Annotated in this window: 5 protein-coding genes; 2 read left to right on the top strand and 3 right to left on the bottom strand. The window is 38.8% G+C overall.

Annotated features, from left to right (window positions below; all coding sequences use genetic code 11):
- The first annotated feature begins 9 nt into the window (after positions 1 to 9).
- The gene (gene dltC, locus H5S10_RS06570; protein ID WP_003665624.1) at positions 10 to 249 is read left to right on the top strand and encodes a D-alanine--poly(phosphoribitol) ligase subunit DltC; all 240 of its coding nucleotides are present in this window, start codon (positions 10 to 12) and stop codon (positions 247 to 249) included.
- Entirely contained in the window at positions 242 to 1531 is a 1290-nt protein-coding gene (gene dltD, locus H5S10_RS06565; protein WP_182589117.1) for a D-alanyl-lipoteichoic acid biosynthesis protein DltD, read from the top strand. Before dltC ends, dltD begins: the two co-directional genes overlap by 8 nt.
- Before the next feature lie 42 nt (positions 1532 to 1573).
- On the opposite strand, the gene H5S10_RS06560 is transcribed toward dltD, so the two are convergent.
- The 3 genes from H5S10_RS06560 to H5S10_RS06550 form a co-directional block, all read right to left on the bottom strand.
- A complete protein-coding gene (locus H5S10_RS06560; RefSeq protein WP_182586946.1) occupies positions 1574 to 2515 on the bottom strand; it encodes a glutaminase in 942 nt (313 codons plus the stop codon).
- 287 nt (positions 2516 to 2802) lie between these two features.
- Positions 2803 to 16569 (bottom strand): DUF1542 domain-containing protein, encoded by a 13767-nt coding sequence (locus H5S10_RS06555; RefSeq protein ID WP_182589116.1) that lies wholly within the window; start codon positions 16567 to 16569, stop codon positions 2803 to 2805.
- A 292-nt stretch (positions 16570 to 16861) separates the two neighbouring features.
- A complete protein-coding gene (locus tag H5S10_RS06550) occupies positions 16862 to 18355 on the bottom strand; it encodes a DEAD/DEAH box helicase (RefSeq protein WP_182589115.1) in 1494 nt (497 codons plus the stop codon).
- Between the last annotated feature and the right edge of the window lie 11 nt (positions 18356 to 18366).

Raw genomic sequence — 18366 nt, 5'->3', positions numbered from 1 at the left:
ATTTTAATTATGCAAGAACAAATCATTAATATTTTAGCTGATGCAACTGGTCGGGACACTGCAGACTTTAGTGATGCAAGTCAAAATCTTTTTGAAAGTGGTCTTTTAGATTCAATGGCAACTGTTAGCCTTCTGCTTGGTTTACAAGATGCTTTTGGCGTTCAAGTACCGGTTTCAGAATTTGACCGTAGCCAATGGGATACTATTGAAAAGATTGAAGAACGGGTAAAGGAGCTCCAAAATGCATAATGGCAAAAAGCTGTGGTCAATCTTTGGCCCGCTGATTGTCGCTTGTCTATTAGTAGTTCTTTTGTTTTCACTGCCGATTAGTAAAAAGCACTCAGCGGCGATTGAACATAAAGCTGCAGTATCACTAAGCCCCGTTGTTTTTAAGAATCAATCAATCAAACAACAAGCGCTCAGTGATAAGCATACCCACTATGTTCCATTCTTTGGTTCTAGTGAATTACGGCGAATGGATCGCTTCCATCCTTCTGTAATGGCTGCTCGTTATCATAACTATACCCCTTTCCTTTTTGGTTCACGGGGTACCCAATCTCTTCCGCAATTCTTTAACATTAATTCAATGGAAACGCAGATGAGAAATAATAAGGCAGTCTATATCATTTCACCACAATGGTTTACCAAGCAGGGTGTTCAACCACCAGCTTTCAAGTACTACAATGGTGAACTCGCTAACCTTAACTGGCTTCAACACGCTAATCCTAAATCACCATACGATCGCTACATTGCAACACGATTAATTGCAATGCTTGGAAAAGATGGGACTGTTTCTTCATATGCCAAAAAGATTGCAGAAGGAAAAGCCCTGAGCAGTTTCGACATGGGAATTATCCGCTTCCGGCTTAACATGCTGGTTCATGAAGATGCCATTTTCTCTGGTTTTCAATTGAATAACAACTATGGCAAGCATATCCTCCCAAACGTTAAGAAACTTCCTCCGCGTTACAATTACAATGAACTTTATGATGATGCAATGAACGAAGCCGCACGTGATACTAATAACAACCGTTTTGGTATTAAAAACAGCTTCTATACCCAGCGTGTGAAGAAAAACTTAGCGAAAACAAAGGGATCACAACGGAATTTCAATTATACTAAGTCACCAGAATATGGCGATCTGGAAGTAGTTTTGAATCAGTTTAAGAATACCAATTCAAATGTCCTCTTTATCATCCCACCGGTTAATTCAAAGTGGGAAAAGTACACGGGGATGGATATGAACATGTATTACCAATCTGTTGAAAAAATTAAATTCCAACTTCGTCAACAAGGATTCAATCATATTTTGGATCTTTCTCATGATGGTGATAAGCCTGGATTTATGGAAGATACCATCCATATCGGTTGGGCTGGTTGGGTAAAAGTTGATAAAGCTACTAATAGTTTTATTTCTAACAAGCAACCGCAACCACATTATCAAATCAATAGTAAGTTCCTTTCACCTGAATGGACTAACTTAACTCCAACTCCTGACAACTTACAGAAATTCCAAGAAAAATTACATTAATAAAAGCGAGACTTGAAGAATTTTCTTCGGGTCTCGCTTTTATTAAACTACTAAATCTAATTGATCGACAACGTCTTGCAATAAACTCATTCCTGCTAAACTATTGCCATGTTGATCAAGAGCTGGACTAAAAACACCAATACCACATTTTTGCGGGGCACAAGCCAATAAGCCACCGCCAGTACCACTTTTAATAGGGAGTTCAATTTTAATTGTGTATTCTTTGGATTCTTCAAACGAACCAACTGTTGTTAGCAATTCTTTTACCAACTCGTTATCTTCATGACTAATAAGACGCTCATGATCCCAAGGTTTAATTCCATCATTTGCCAAGACTGCTCCTAAGTTAGCCAGACTTTGCGACGTCACCATCATTGAGCTTTGCATAAAATAAGTTATCAATGTTTGATCAACAGTCTCTAAAATATCCTTATCTTTCATATAGTAAGCCAGTGCATGAAGGTCTTTATCATTCATAATTGCTGACCGAAATAAACGCTCATTCAGGCTAATGCATGGGTCATTGCAGATCTCACGGCAGAACCCGAGAAGGGCATTAAAACTATTCTGCCCCATCAACTGGTCAATTAAGGCTGTCGTTAACAAGGCGGAGGAATTATTAAGGTAATTTACTCGGTGTGCTTGCTCGGTCAACTCGTCATCCAATAGTACCGAACTTAGGCTATAATCTGCTGAACCATTTTCCAGTTCTGCTAAGACACGTTTATGTCCTAATCTCTTAATCGCTAATATTAAGGCGACGACCTTCGCAATACTCTCGATCGCAAATCTCGTTCCAGCCATTCCAGCGGTCCCAATTTCATCCTCGTCAACGTCATAAATGGCAATGCCCAGTTGCTGCGGATCAACAATTCCTAATATCGGAATATAGTTTGCAACCTTACCATGAGCTGTTTCAGCAAAGTTTTTATCAATCAATTGCTCTAATTTTTGCATCGTCAAAACCTCTCTCACGCAAGGCATAAATAACCCTGCAGCTCCTCAAGTACCAAACAAGAAAAATTAGCCCCCCTTTACACTTAATTTGCATGATGAAATAATAGCCGAATATCTACATGAGCTCATCTTCTCAGATACTAATCATCATAATAATCGTAACAAATCCATTATAAATAAATCAAATAATCAGCATAAATATTTTTATAAAAAGATAACGAAATACCCCGCTCTTATTTACACATTCCTAAATAAGAGCGGGGTATTTTTAATTTATCCTAAACCAGTTTAAGTTTATCAAACGACTAATTAATTTAATCGCGTTTCTTACCTAATCCTGAAAGTCCGAATAAGCCTAATAGACTGGCAATTGCTAAACCAGCAATGCTTAAGCCACGTTCTGTTTCATTACCTGTTTGTGGTAATGTTTCCTTGCTATTTGTATCAGCAGCTTTTTCTGTCTGTTGACCAATAGTAAGGTTCGTTCCATGACTTCCCGTTAGGTCGGCTTGGGTATTGTTACCTTGAACCGAAGCTTGAGTTGCATTGTTATTATCTTGGCTAGCACTGTTACCTTCAGTTGGCGTTTCAGTATTAGTTTGGTGGTTAGAAGAATTATCAGATTCAGTAGGAGCGTTTGAAACCTTAATATTTTCAATTGCCGCAATTCCAGCTGCCTCTGCTTCACCAATTGCACTAGCAGTAGTAGCATTGTCAATCGCTGTCCGCGCATTTTCTGCTGCTTGTTCAGCTTCATTAATCAACGCTTCCTTCGCTGCTGGGCTTAGGTTAGAATTGTTGATTTCTTCCTTCTTAGAATTCAAAGCATTATCAATGTTCTTCTTCGCTTGATCACGAGTCTCTTCAACAGTTGGTACTTGAATATCTAAGATTGCTTGTACGCCATTCTTCGCAGCAAGTTCAGCCGCGTCATTAGTTGTTGCCGCATCAATGTTCTTGTTTGCAGCAGCAGCTTCTGTTTGTGCTTGATCAATTAGCTTTTGTTTTTCAGCGGCGGTTAAGTTTTGAGCGGCGTTAATTTCAGCCGTCTTAGCTGTTAATGCATCGGCAATAGCTTGTTTAGCATCACTCTTTGCTGCATCCAGAGTTGGGATGGTTACATTTAAGATTTCGTTGATTCCTGCTGTTTCCGCATCCTTAACAGTAGCGTCAGTGGTTGCACTCTTAATATTATCAATTGCCTTATCTGCAATCTCGTCTACTTGGTTCTTCAATGCTTCTTTTTGCGTCTCAGTCAAGTTCTTAGCTGCTTCAATTTGAGTCTTCTTAGCATCCCGAACTTGTTCAACTGCTGTAATTGAAGCATCTTGAGCATCAGTTAACGTTGGTACTGTAATATCAAGAATTGCTTGAACACCGTTATCCCGAGCAGCATTGATTTCCGCACTAGTTTGGGCGTTATTTACGTTGTCAACAGCGGTCGTGTATGCTGCCTGAGCCTGTTGCTTAAGATCTTGCTTAGTAGTTTCAGAAAGATTATTAGCATTATCAATTTCACTGACTTTATCAGCTAATGCTCTATCAAGGACAGCAACGGCATCCTTTTGTTGATCTTCTCGACCAGGAACCTTAATGTCAAGGATTGCTTTAACACCATCAGTCTCAGCGTTCTTAACTGCTTCATTAGTTGTTTCCTTCGCAATATTATCCTTAGCGGTATTAGCCGCAGTTGTAGCGTCCTTAATTAAAGCATCTTTTTCAGTATTAGAAAGGTTAGTTGCAGCATTAATTTCTGCCATCTTTTCTTTCAATACCTCATCGATTACCTTAGTTGAAGCCTTCTTAGCATCATCAAGACTCGGAACAGTTACATTTTCAATTGCTTGAGCACCATTGTCTTCTGCAGTTTGAACATCATTATTGGTTGTAGCATTATCAATATTCTTCTTCGCTTGATCCGCTTCGTCTGTTGCTTGATTAATCAAGTCTTGCTTTTGACTATCTGAAAGGTTTTGCGCATTATTGATTTCATTCTTCTTTTCGTTGAGAACATCATCAATCAGATTCTTTGCTTGGTCCTTCGCGGTTTCAAGACTTGGGACTGTTACATTAGCGATCGCGTTAATACCATCTGTAGTAGCTGTTGTAACCTCACTATCAGATGTTGCTTGATCAATATTATCTTTAGCTGTATTAGCCGCGTTATTAGCTTCATCAATTAAGTTGGCCTTTTCCTCAGCAGTAATATTAGTAGCATTGTTGATCTCATTAACCTTATTAGTTAAGGCATCATCAATTGCCTTGATCGCTTCATTCTTAGCAGCTGATGTTGTTGGAACATTAATAGCGTTAATCTTTTCAATCCCAGCATTCTTTGCCTCTTCAACACCTTGGTTAGTAGTTGCGTTGTTAATAGCATTCTTAGCATTATCGGCAATGCGATTTACCTGATTGATTAGACTTTGCTTTTCATCAGAAGTTAGTTGTGAGGCGTTATTAATTTCTGTTTCCTTTTGTTTAAGGGCATCATTAATGGCATCAATGGCACTTTGCTTAGCATCAGCAAGAGTTGGTACTGCAATGCCTAAAATCTTATCAACACCTGCTTGAGATGCAGCTAATGCTTGATCATTGCTGGTAGCTTGATCAATCTTTTCAATGGCTGTATCTGCTTCTGCGTTAGCACGGTTAATTAATTCTTGCTTAGTAGCAGAATCGAGGTTTGAAGCAGCATTGATCTCATTAGTCTTGCTTTCTAAGGCATCCGCAATTGCTTGCTTAGCATTAGTCTTAACTTCATCTAAGCTTGGCACTTTAACATCAAGAATATCTTGAATACCCTTGTTTTCCGCATCCTTAGCTGTTTGATCATCCTTTGCTCCATTGATTGCATTAATGGCATTATCAGCAATTTGATCAACTTGCTTAGTCAACTCGTCCTTTTCATCTTGGCTCAAGTTGTTTGCGTTCTTGATTTCTTCCTTCTTCGCCTCACGTACTTCATTAAGAGCATCGATACTATCTTGCTTCTTTTCATTAAGACTTGGAACAGCAATATTAAGAATGGCTTCTACACCGTCTGCACTTGCTTTATCAGCATCGTCATTGGTTGTTGCCTTATTAATATTATCAAGGGCCTTATTGTATTCCGCATCAACTTGTTGAGTTAAGTTGGCCTTTTCATCTGCAGTTAAGTGACCTGCTTCATCGATTTGGGCAAGCTTAGTAGATTTAGCCTCGTCTAAGGACTTGATTGCATTCTGTTTATGATCTTCTAAGCCAGGAACCTTAGTATCAACAATTGCATCGATACCCTCTTTTTCGTCCTTGGCAACTTCTGCATCATTAGAATCATTGTTAATCTTATCCTTTGCCTTATCAGCAATATCAGTGATTTGGTTGATAAGATCATTCTTTTCTCGGTCAGATAAGTGAGTTTGCTCATTAATTTCCTTCGTCTTATCTGCTAAAGCATCATCAATTGCCTTCGTGGCTTTATCCTTAGCATCATCAAGACTTGGAACGACAATATTGGCGATCTTTTCTGCGCCAGCATCTCTTTCCGTAGCTACATCGTCATTAGTTGTAGCTTGATTGATCTTGTCTTTGGCTTCGTCAGCGGCGTTTTGTGCTTGGTGAATGAGGTCTTGCTTCTCTTGATCAGTCAAGTGGGAAGCATTATTAATCTCATCTTCTTTTTGCTTAAGAACGTCATCAATTAATTGACTAGCATCTTTCTTCGCATCATCAAGACTTGGGACAGTGACATTTGCAATAGCATCTACACCATCTGTCGTAGCCTTGTTGACTGCTTCATTGCTCGTGGCATTCTTAATGTTTTCCTTCGCCTTTGCTGCTTCCTCGTTGGCTTGATCAATCAAGTCTTGCTTTTGTTTATCAGATAAGTTGGTTGCATCATTGATTTCTTTAGTCTTGTTAGCTAAAGCATCATCAATTGTTTGGTCAGCTTGATCCTTGGTTGATGAAGTTGTTGGAACTGCAATATCGTTGATTGCAGCAACTCCGGTATTCTTAGCATCTTCAACCGCTGGAATGGTAGTAGCTGAATCAATTGCCTTCTTAGCTGCCTTTGCTTCTTGGTCAACTAAGTCATTCAAGTCCTTAGCTTCATCGGTGGTTAATGGTGCCTTTGCAATTTCAGCCTTCTTACCAGCAACTGCATTGTCGATAGCTGCATTAGCTACATCCTTATCAATGGTTAATGTACCAGCATCAGCTGCCTTCTTAACATCATCATCAGTCTTCGCATTATCGATGGCTTCTTGGGCCTTCTTAGCATCGGAATCGATTTGATCCTTCGCAGCTTGCTTTTCGGCATCAGTCAAGTTGTTATCTTGGTCAATTGCCTTCTTAGCATTTTCAACTGCTGTGTTAAGGTCAGTGGTTGCTTGGTCCTTAGCTGGTGACTTAGTTGGGATTTCAATACCATTAATAGCTTTAATACCATTGTCTTCTGCTTCGGTTACTGCGACATTGGTAGTTGCGTTATCAATTGCAGTATTAGCAGCGTTTTGGGCATCAGTAACTTCTTGCTTCAATGCAGCTTTTTCTTCGTCAGTTAAGTTTGAAGAATCGATTGCATTGTTCTTTGCTTCGGCTGCTTCTGCAATAGCTTTCTTAGCTGCTTCTTTAGCTGTTGACTCAGTTGGCACTTCAGTATCATTGATATTCTTAATACCATTGTCTTGCGCAGTGGTTACAGCTTCTGGGGTAGTGGCATTATTGATTGCTTCTTTAGCAGCTTGAGCCTTTTGATCGACTTCATTATTTAAAGCAGTCTTTTCTTCATCAGTTAATGGTGATTTAGAAATTTCGTCCTTCTTACCAGCAACTGCATTATCGATGGCGGCATTAGCAATGTCTTTATCAATGGCAAGCTTACTATTATCAACGGCACTGTTTACCTCATCATCAGTCTTCGCATTATCGATGGCTTCTTGGGCCTTCTTAGCATCGGAATCGATTTGATCCTTCGCAGCTTGCTTCTCTTCGTCAGTTAAGTTGCTATCTTGGTCAATTGCCTTCTTAGCATCGTCAACTGCCGTATTAAGGTCAGTGGTTGCTTGTTCCTTCGCAGCTGACTTAGTTGGAATTTGAATGTCTTTAATTGCAACGATGCCGTTTTCTTTAGCAGTTGTTACTGCTTCATCCGTTGTTGCACTCGTGATATTTAATACTGCGTTACTGTATTCTGCTTGAACTTTATCCTTCAAAGCATTCTTTTCATCAGTAGTTAAATCAGCAGCATTATCAATTGCGCTATTCTTAGCATCACGGGCTACATTCAACTCTTCAATCGCCTCTTGTTGCTTCTGAACTAGAGTTGGAATAGTGATGTTATTAATACTATCTAAACCTGCTATTTCTGCATTCTTGACTGCATCATTAGTTTGAGCAGCCTTAACTTCCTTAGTTGCATTATCAGCGGCTTCATTGGTTTGATCAACTAAAGCTTGCTTTTCTTCATCAGTTAAGTGAGCAGCGTTATTAATGTCATTTAACTTAGCATTCTTAGCACTTTCAATTGCATTAAGAGCATCAGTTTGCGCACCGTCTAGAGTTGGAATAAATAGATCAGTAATTTGCTTGATTGCGTCATCACGGGTTGCAGTAACTGCATCATTGGTAGTAGTTGCTGCATCATTAATCTTAGCAATTGCATCGTTAGCAATTTCGTCTACTTGATCAGTTAATTCTTTTTGCTCTTCAGCACTTAAGTTAGATGCAGCGGAGATTTGCTTATTCTTAGCATCTTGAACTTGTTTAATTGCATTAATTGCATCTTGTTTAACTTGATCTAAACTTGGAACAGTCACATTAGCAATATCTGCAATCCCCTTGTTTTGTGCTGCAGTTACAGCATCATTGGTAGTGGCATTGTTGATATTGTCTTTTGCATTTTTAGCTACTTCACTTGCTTGAGCGATTAAGTCTTGCTTTTCTTCAGTACTTAAGTTAGATGAATTATTAATTTCATCTGTCTTAACTTGTAAAGCATTGTCAATTGCAGTGTTTGCTGCATTTTTAGCATCTTCTAGTGAAGTAAAGCTAATGCCTTTAATGTTGTCAATTCCTGCATTGGCTGCATCGCGAGCAGCATCATTGGTAGTGGCATTTTCAACATTATTCTTAGCAGTAGTTGCTGCATCATTTACCTGATCAACTAATTTTTGCTTTTCAATATCATTCAAGTTAGAAGCATTGTTAATCTCATGTACTTTAGACTTCAATGCATCATCAATAGCTTGGTTAGCATTCTTCTTAGCATCATCAAGAGTTGGAATAGTAACATTTTCGATGTTTTGAACACCAGTAGTTGCAGCAGCTTTAGCATCATCATTTGTTTGAGATTGGTTGATGTTGTTAATTGCTTCAGTTGCGGCATTAGTTGCATCATTGATCAAACTTTGCTTTTCATCTTGAGAAAGGTTAGAAGCATTATTGATTTCGTCAGTCTTGGCATCTAAAGCCTCGTTAATGAGATCAATGCTTTCCTTCTTAATATCAGACAAGTTTGGAACTGTTACATCAGCAATTGCTTTTTCACCGTTGGTTTGGGCAGTCTCAACATCAGCATTAGTAGTGGCATTGTTGATATTGTCCTTAGCAGTATTTGCTGCTTCAGTTGCTTGATTGATTAAGTCAGTCTTTTCTTGGGTATTGATGTTAGAGGCATTGTTGATTTCATCAGTCTTCTTTTGAAGAGCATCATTGATGGCAGCAATTGCCTTATCTTTGACTGAAGAAGTAATTGGAATTTCGGTATTCATAATTTCATTTACACCGTTTGTTTGTGCAGTAGTTACTTCTTCAACAGTAGTCGCGTTAGCAATATTTTGTTTTGCATTATTTGCTTCAGAATTAATTAAATCAGTGTAAGCTTGCTTTTCTTCAGTAGTTAATGGATCTTGGATTTCCTTAAGCTTACCAGCAACTGCATTGTCGATAGCGGCATTAGCAACATCTTTTTCAATTGAAACCTTACCGCTGTTAACTGCATTGTTGACGTCATTGTCAGTCTTGGCATTGTTGATAGCTTCTTGAGCAGTCTTAGCATCAGAGTCAATTTGGTCTTTAACTGCTTGCTTCTCTTCATCAGTTAAGTTGCTATCTTGATCGATTGCTTTCTTAGCTTCATCAACAGCAGTATTAAGGTCAGTGATTGCCTTTTCCTTATTTGCCGATGTTGTTGGAACTTTGATATGGTCAATTGCACTAACACCATTGTCTTTAGCTTCAGTCACTGCAGCGTTGGTAGTTGCATTATCGATCGCTTGATCTGCGGCATTTTGGGCTTCAGTAACTTTTTGCTTCAAGGCAGCTTTTTCTTCATCTGTTAAGTTTGAAGAGTCAATTGCAGCATTCTTTTCATCAGCTGCCTTAGCTACAGCTTCCTTGGCCGCTTGTTTTTCAGCGGATTCAGTTGGCACTGAAATCTCATTGATATCCTTAATACCATTGTCTTGGGCAGTGGTTACAGCTTCTGGAGTAGTTGCAGTGTTAATTGCATCTTTAGCATCTTGGGCTTTTTGATCTACTTCATTGTTTAAAGCGGTCTTTTCTTCATCTGTTAATGGTGATTTAGAAATTTCAGCCTTCTTGCCAGCAACTGCATTGTCGATGGCTGAATTAGCAACATCCTTATCAATGGTTAATGTACCATCAGCAGCTGCTTTCTTAACATCATCATTAGTCTTTGCATTGTTAATTGCTTCTTGTGCATTCTTAGCATCAGAATCAATTTGATCTTTAACGGTTTGCTTTTCTTCATCAGTCAAGTTGTTATCTTGATCAATTGCTTTCTTAGCTTCATCAACTGCTTTATTAAGGTCAGTTATTGCTTGTTCCTTAGTAGTTGATGTAGTTGGTACTTTAATACCGTCAATTGCATTCACGCCATTGGTTTGAGCTTCAGTCACTGCAGCGTTGGTAGTTGCATTATCGATCGCTTGATCTGCGGCATTTTGGGCTTCAGTAACTTTTTGCTTCAAGGCAGCTTTTTCTTCTGCTGTTAAGTTTGAAGAATCAATTGCATTGTTCTTTGCTTCTGCAGCTTTTGCTACTGCTTTCTTAGCTACTTCTTTGGCTGCTGACTCAGCTGGTACTTCAGTATTATTAATATTCTTAATGCCACTTTCTTGTGCAGTACTTACAGCCTCTGGAGTAGTTGCATTATTGATTGATTCTTTAGCAGTATTTGCCTTTTCATCTACTTCATTGTTTAAAGCAGTCTTTTCTTCATCAGTTAATGGCGAGTTAGAAATTTCGTTCTTCTTACCAGCTACTGCATTATCAATTGCTGCATTAGCTACATCCTTATCAATGGTTAATGTACCAGCGTCAACGGCCTTCTTGACATCATCATTGGTCTTAGCATTGTTGATGGCATCTTGAGCGTTCTTAGCATCAGAGTCAATTTGATCCTTAGCAGCCTGTTTTTGTTCATCAGTCAAGTTGCTGTCTTGATCGATTGCTTTCTTCGCTTCATCAACAGCAGTATTAAGGTCAGTGGTTGCCTTTTCCTTATTTGCTGATGTTGTTGGAACTTCAATGCCTTCAATTGCACTGACACCATTGTCTTTGGCTTCAGCCACTGCAGCGTTGGTAGTTGCCTTATCAATAGCTTGATCTGCAGCTGTTTGTGCATCAGTAACTTTTTGTTTCAATGCAGCTTTTTCTTCATCAGTTAAATTTGAAGAGTCAATGGCATTGTTCTTGACTTCGGCTGCCTTAGCTACAGCTTCCTTGGCCGCTTGTTTTGCTGCTGATTCAGCTGGCACCTCAGTATCATTGATATTCTTAACGCCACTTTCTTGAGCACTAGTTACAGCTTCTGGAGTAGTTGCAGCATTGATTGCTTCTTTAGCAGTATTTGCCTTTTGATCTACCTCATTGTTTAAAGCAGTCTTTTCTTCATCAGTTAATGATGAATTAGAAATTTCTGCTTTCTTACCAGCGACTGCATTATCAATTGCGGCATTAGCAACATCTTTATTTATTGCTAATGTACCAGCATCAGCTGCCTTCTTAACATCATCATTAGTCTTTGCATTGTTGATGGCATCTTGAGCAGTCTTAGCATCCGAATCAATTTGATCTTTAGCTGCTTGTTTTTGTTCATCAGTCAAGTTACTGTCTTGATCAATTGCTTTCTTAGCATTTTCAACTGCTGTATTAAGCTCAGCGGTTGCTTGGTCCTTAGCATCTGATTTAGTTGGTACTTCAATACCATTAATTGCATTCACGCCATTGGTTTGAGCTTCAGTCACTGCAGCGTTGGTAGTTGCATTATCAATGGCTTGATCTGCAGCATTTTGGGCGTCAGTAACTTCTTGCTTCAAGGCAGTCTTTTCTTCAGCTGTTAAGTTTGAAGCGTCGATTGCATTGTTCTTTGCAGTCGCTGCTTCGGCTACCGCCTTCTTCGCTGCTTCTTTAGCAGTTGACGTAGTTACTTCAATACCATTAATTGCTTTAATACCATTGTTTTGAGCTTCAGTTACTGCTGCATTTGTCGTTGCATTGTCAATTGCTTGATCTGCGGCATTTTGGGCGTCAGTAACCTTTTGCTTCAAGGCAGCTTTTTCTTCATCTGTTAAGTTTGAAGCATTAATTGCATTGTTCTTTGCTTCTGCAGCTTCTGCTACTGCCTTTTTAGCTGCTTCTTTGACTGCTGATTCAGTTGGAACTTTAATGCCATCAATTGCAGTAACTCCATTATTTTGTGCTTCAATTACAGCATCATTAGTCGTTGCCTTAGTAATGTCTTCCTTTGCTTTATCCGCAGCCGTATTAGCTTCTTGTATTAACGCAGTCTTTTCATCAGTAGTTAGATCACTAGCTGAATTAATTTCTTTTAATTTTTTAGTTAAAGCATCGTCAATTGCTTTATCTGCATCAGATTTCACAGTATCTAAGCTTGTTGGAACAATCTTCTTAATTGCATCCACACCATCTTGGCCTGCTTGAGCTGCTTCGTTGTTTGTCGTAGCAGTTTCAATATTGTCTTTAGCCTTATTGGCTTCAGTAGTTGCTTGATCAATTAGATCTTTCTTTTCTGCATCACTAAGATTATCAGCTTTATTAATTACCTCAGTTTGAGCAGTAAGAGCATCATCTACTGCTTTATTAGCTGCCTTCTTGGCATCCTCTAAGCTTGGAACAGTAACATTATTAATATTAGTTGTTCCTTCATCTTGTGCAGTCTTAATTGCATCAGCTGTGGTTGCTTTATCAATGTCTTCTTTAGCATTATTAGCTGCATCGGTTGCTTCTTTGATTAATTGATCTTTAGTTGTTTGATCAATGTTAGTAGCTTCGTTGATTTCTTTGGTCTTAGAGTTAAGAGCATCATTAATTACATCTTTTGCAGCATTTTGACTATCAATAACGCTTGGTACCTTTACATTGTTAATTGCATCCACGCCAGCTTGGCCTGCTTTAGTTGCTTCGTCATTAGTTGTAGATTTTTCAATAGCATCCTTTGCGGTAGTTGCTGCATCAGTTGCTTCTTTAATTAACTGAGCTTTAGTTGTTTGATCAATATTTTCTGCGTTATTGATTTCCTTGGTCTTATCAGTTAATGCTTGATCAATTTCTTTGGCTGCGTTAGTTTTAGCATCATCTAAACTTGGAACAGTTACATTGTTAATGTTCGTAATTCCTTCAGTCTTAGCAGTATTAACTGCATCGGCATTAGTTGCTTGATTAATAGCAGTATTAGCATCCTCTGCGGCTTTCTTAGCATCGGCAATTAATTGATCCTTAGTAGCTTGATCAATATTAGTAGCGTCGGTGATTTCGGTAGTCTTAGTATTTAAAGCCTTTTGAATATCTTCAGTAGCAACATTCTTTGCATTTGCAAGGTTAGTATCACCATTCAAGCCATTGATTGCATCAGTAATAGCCTTTACTGCATTGTCTACTTCTGCCTGAGTTGCATTAGTTTTATTTAAAACTGTTTGTGCAGCTGTAACTGCACTATCATATGCAGTCTTTTGAGTTTCGTCTGCATTAGTATAGTTATTGCTGTCTTTTACAGTTGCAGAATTGTCAACTACTTTTTGAAGCACTGACTTATTAGTTGCTTCACCCTTAAGATTACCCTTAGCAGTATTAATGGCATTTAAAGCATCTGTAATTTGAGTAGCAGTTGCATTTGAGTTATCTAAAACTGCTTGACCGGCACTGATTGCATTATCATATGCAGTTTTAGCTTCATTAGAACCATTGTAGTATGCCGCATCATCTGTTCTTATAGTCGATGCTTCACTAACAGCTTTTTGAAGGGCTTCTTTGCTTGCAGCTTTTTTAGTATCCCCGTTTAGGGCTTCTTTAGCAGTATTAATCTTGGTCAATGCATCATCTACTTCAGTTTGAGTAGCACTATCGTTACTTAAAACTGTTTGACCTGCGCTAATTGCATCAGTGTAGGCTTTTTGTAAATCAGCATCCGCATCAATGTAGTTATCGCTTGATTCTACTGTTGATGCTTGGTTAATAGCATCTTGAAGTTCAGTCTTGTTGGTAGGTTCACCAGTTAAAGCTTTTTGAGCATTTTGAATGGCAGTTACAGCAGCATCAATATCACTTTGATCATAGTTTTCTGTACTATTTTTAATGTTATCAAGAATATTTTTACCAGTTGAAATTGCATCAGTATATGCCTTTTGAGCTTCTGCAGTAGCGTTGTAGTAACTTGACTTGGCTTCTTCTGTTGGAGCATCATCTACTAATTCTTTAAGAGTAGTAGTATTAAGCGCACGTAATGCTGCCACACTTTCAGTTTGAGCTGATTCAACGAAATCTTTTGTGGCAGTTACAGTAACATTTGTATCGTCAGTCAGGCTGCTTGCAAGTTTTGATAAATCAATCGAGAAGTTACCACCCGTTGAACCAGTTTGTGCAGCATAATCAACAGTGTCTGAAGTTACTGTACCATTAGTATTAGTGTACACAGTGTAGTTTCCGGCTACTGGAACATTAGTGCTTTTGCCGCCAACGGTAACAGTTACATAAATTGGATTGTCACTACCACTAGAAGCGACAGTACCAGTTAACACATTGTCCTTGCTTAAGTGGAGGTTAGAGAGAGTAACATCTTCACCAGCTTGAACTAGGTTAATCAAGCTCTTGTTAGTAAGTCCATCAGCTACTTGCTTAACAGTATTTTCATCTTGAGCAGTAATAATATAGGAAGTAGCATTACCATTTTTATCGTAAGTTACATCAATCTTACCTAATGGCTCAGAAATTGTTCCATCCGTCGCAACTGTCTTAACACGCTTAAAGTTTATAGTACCGTTTTTAATCAATGATTTACCCGCACTGGTATTAGCTGAAAGATCAATGGTAAATGCATCTGGTTGATCTGAAGTAAATGTACTACCGCTGGAAAGATTAATTGCAGTTACAGGACCGGTACCATCACCACTAAGCTTGAAAGTAGAATGTGGATCAAGTTTAACAGTTCCTGTACCAGAGATTGTCATTAAATGACCACTATATGAACCTAAATTTGTTGATTCTAAAATAAAGCTTGCGCCATTACCGACATTAATAGATGCATCCCCATTAATATAAACTGGATCATCCCAACCATCTGAACGATAATATGGAGAACCATCTGAAGTAATTTTTAAAGTACCATTGTTGTTAATAGTAGCACCAGAGTTTAAATCCAAGGCACTTGATAAACATTTATCACCACTATCCATCGTTAATGGAATATTAAGAGTGGCATCTTTTTCAATATTTAATGTGGTTGTACCACTTGATGCAATTCCACGGCCAATTCCATTTACATTCATAAAGTTAGATTCTGGGCCAGTAGTAGTGTGGGGTTCTAAGGTTACATTTGAGCCTGTTTTCACATCGATGGTGGTAGTTCCGCCATCAATTTCAATAACGTTACTATTAACTGTCTTTAAATGAACATTACTGCCTTCGTCAAAAACAATACTATTGGTACCATTCCTAAACTGAAGAACTTGTTGGTTACCATTATTACCTTGTGCAGAACGTGTTTTTTTATCAATTGGTCCTACATAACTTGCTACCGAGGTAGCATTCACCGTATTTTTAAAGGTTACAGTTGCACTATATCCACTATCGGTATAGACAAGTTGTGAACCAGTATAGTTAACATTATCAAAAGTATATGAACCAGCACTACGAACGATACCGAAGTAGCTTTGACCATAAAGATTAAGGTCTTTAAATGTTACACCGTAATCACTACTGTACATATTGAATCCATATCCAGCAAAATCAATGGTGTGTTTTGTACCAGGAGTAGCAGACTGAATAGTAATGTCGCGTTTATTTGAAATGGAAGTATTAGTATAGTTACTAGTTGTCTTTGTGCCTAAATTAATATCAGCATCAATATTGATGGTAGTAGCTGTACCTTTTTGAATAGCATTGATCAATCCATCTGCATCACTAACTGTTACTACATTAGGATCTTCTGCTTCCGCTGTTACATTTAATGCAGCTACATTAGACGAAGCAGGAACCGCAGCAAATGACGTCAAATAATTTGCTCCAGGCATCGAATTTCTGTTAGTAATCGTATTTAGGACTTGCCGAGTTGCATCAAGACTCGCATTCGCATCCTTAGAACTATTTTCTTGGCCCACTGGTTGTGCTGGTGCTGGAGTTTGCACTTCTTGACTAGTACTTGATTGATTTTCTGACGTAGATTGATCCTTAGTTGCTTCTACAGCTGAAGTTGAAGCGGGGGCATTATTGCTAGCAGTTGCTGCTGGTTGACTATTAGCTGACGCTTGACTTTGAACTGCACTATTAGCACTAGTTGCTGATGTGGATGATTGACTAGCATTTGCAGCAGCACTGCTTAAAGCGACTGCTGACTTATCGGCTAAACTGTTATCATCCATATTACTTGCAGCAACTTGGTCACTAGCATTGGCATTGGTAGTATCAGCGTGTGCTACTGCTTGCCCACCACCGTAAATACTAAAAGTAATTCCAAGCAAGACTGATGCGACACCAATATTTAACTTACGAATTGCAAATCGTTGCTTTTCATTGCGCCGATTCTTTTCCGCAATTAATTTTTTATTATTTTTTGATACCATTCTAGCTTCCCCCTTGTGTTATTAAAATAGGTTGCCCTTTATTAATGTATCCAACTAAGACAATAATTAATCAACTTATTAACAACTATTGCGAAAAGTGTCTAATACATTAGGAAAAAGCAACCTAATTACTCTTATTTTTGTAGTATCTAGTAACAGATTCCGCTGATAACGAAATTCAAAGAATCCGTTTAAATATAAATACATGATAAGTATAACTGAATTACAATCAATAAGCAATCAAACAAAAAAGCCCTTGGTCAAATCTCAACCAAAAGACTTCTTAGTTAATTTAATTTTCTTTCCGATGTCGGATGTTAAATGAATGACGACTAGAATGGCTCTTACCATGGTTATCGTTCCGGTGACCACCATGTTGGTGACGACGGAAATTCTTACGCCGGTAGTGGTTACCACCATGTGAGTTATTTCGGTTACCATTACGGTTATTCCGCTTGTTGCGCCGTGGAAGAGGACGTTCAGGGGTTATCTTGACGGGAACCTCACTCGCTGCTTCCTTCGTCATGTTATTTAACAATGCTGCTACTAAATCAGTTGCATTATGAGTTTCTAATAACTTTTCAGCTGCTTCTTCATAACGATCAGTTGAATCTTGCGCGATTAATTCATCAATGTCATTAAAGGCTGAGGCAACCTGGCCCTTAAAGGCTTCTTCAGCTGTTGGTGGCTTGAGTGGCAACATCCGTACTCGGGTTAATTTTTCAATCTCATGAAGGTAATCCATCTCATTTGGGGTCACAAAGGTTAAAGATACACCGTGATGGCCGGCCCGACCTGTTCGGCCAATCCGGTGAACATAGCTATCTGGGTCAGACGGAATATCGTAATTATAAACATGCGTAACCCCCGAAATGTCTAAACCCCGGGCAGCCACATCTGTCGCGACTAAGATATCAAGTTCATTGTTCTTAAACTTCCACATGATCTTAGAACGCTTATCCTGAGTAAGATCCCCATGAATACCAGCCGCATTATATCCACGTGCAATCAAGCCCTTCGACAATTCATCTACCCGCCGCTTCGTCCGACCGAAGACAATTGTTAAGTCGGGATCCTGTACATCAATTAAGCGGGTCATAATGTCAAACTTTTCATAATCACGGGCGCGAACATAGTACTGATCAACTAAATCAGTAGTCAATTCCTTGGCCTTGATCCGGACAGTTTCTGGATTAGACATAAATTGAACCCCGATTCGTTTGATTTCTGGTGGCATGGTTGCTGAGAAGAGCAATGTTTGCCGATCATCCGGTGTTTCCTTGATGATTGATTCAATATCTTCTAAGAATCCCATATTTAGCATTTCATCTGCCTCATCGAGAACCAGGGTCTTAATGTGGTCAAGTTTAACTGTATGACGGTTAATATGGTCCCGTAACCGTCCAGGAGTTCCCACGAGAATTTGGGGGTGTTGTTTCAAGCTCTTAATTTGGCGCCGAATATCTGCCCCACCATATACTACTTGCACGCGAACATGTTTATCTTTACCAAGACGATAAAGTTCTTCTTGGGTCTGGATCGCTAATTCACGTGTTGGTGAAATGATAATTGCTTGAATATTTGGATTTTCAGTATCAACGTTTTCAATAATTGGCAATCCAAAAGCAGCCGTCTTACCAGTCCCAGTTTGTGCCTGGCCAATAACATCCTTACCTTCAAGAACCATTGGAATCGTTTGTTCTTGGATTGGTGTTGCTTCTTCGTATCCGCTCCGTTTGATTGCTTTTAATAGGCTCTCTGATAAGCCTAATTCACTAAACTTCAAAAATTTTCCTC

Origin of the sequence: Limosilactobacillus balticus, assembly GCF_014145615.1 — a bacterium.
Classification (GTDB): Bacteria; Bacillota; Bacilli; order Lactobacillales; family Lactobacillaceae; genus Limosilactobacillus; species Limosilactobacillus balticus.
The sequence above is the reverse complement of the archived record's forward strand: the minus strand, read 5'-3'. Positions and strand labels throughout refer to the sequence as shown.

Coding starts and splice junctions, on each gene's coding strand:
- dltC (WP_003665624.1), top strand. CDS start 10: ATGCAAGAACAAATCATTAATATTTTAGCTGATGCAACTGGTCGGGAC.
- dltD (WP_182589117.1), top strand. CDS start 242: ATGCATAATGGCAAAAAGCTGTGGTCAATCTTTGGCCCGCTGATTGTC.
- H5S10_RS06560 (WP_182586946.1), bottom strand. CDS start 2,515: ATGCCTTGCGTGAGAGAGGTTTTGACGATGCAAAAATTAGAGCAATTG.
- H5S10_RS06555 (WP_182589116.1), bottom strand. CDS start 16,569: ATGGTATCAAAAAATAATAAAAAATTAATTGCGGAAAAGAATCGGCGC.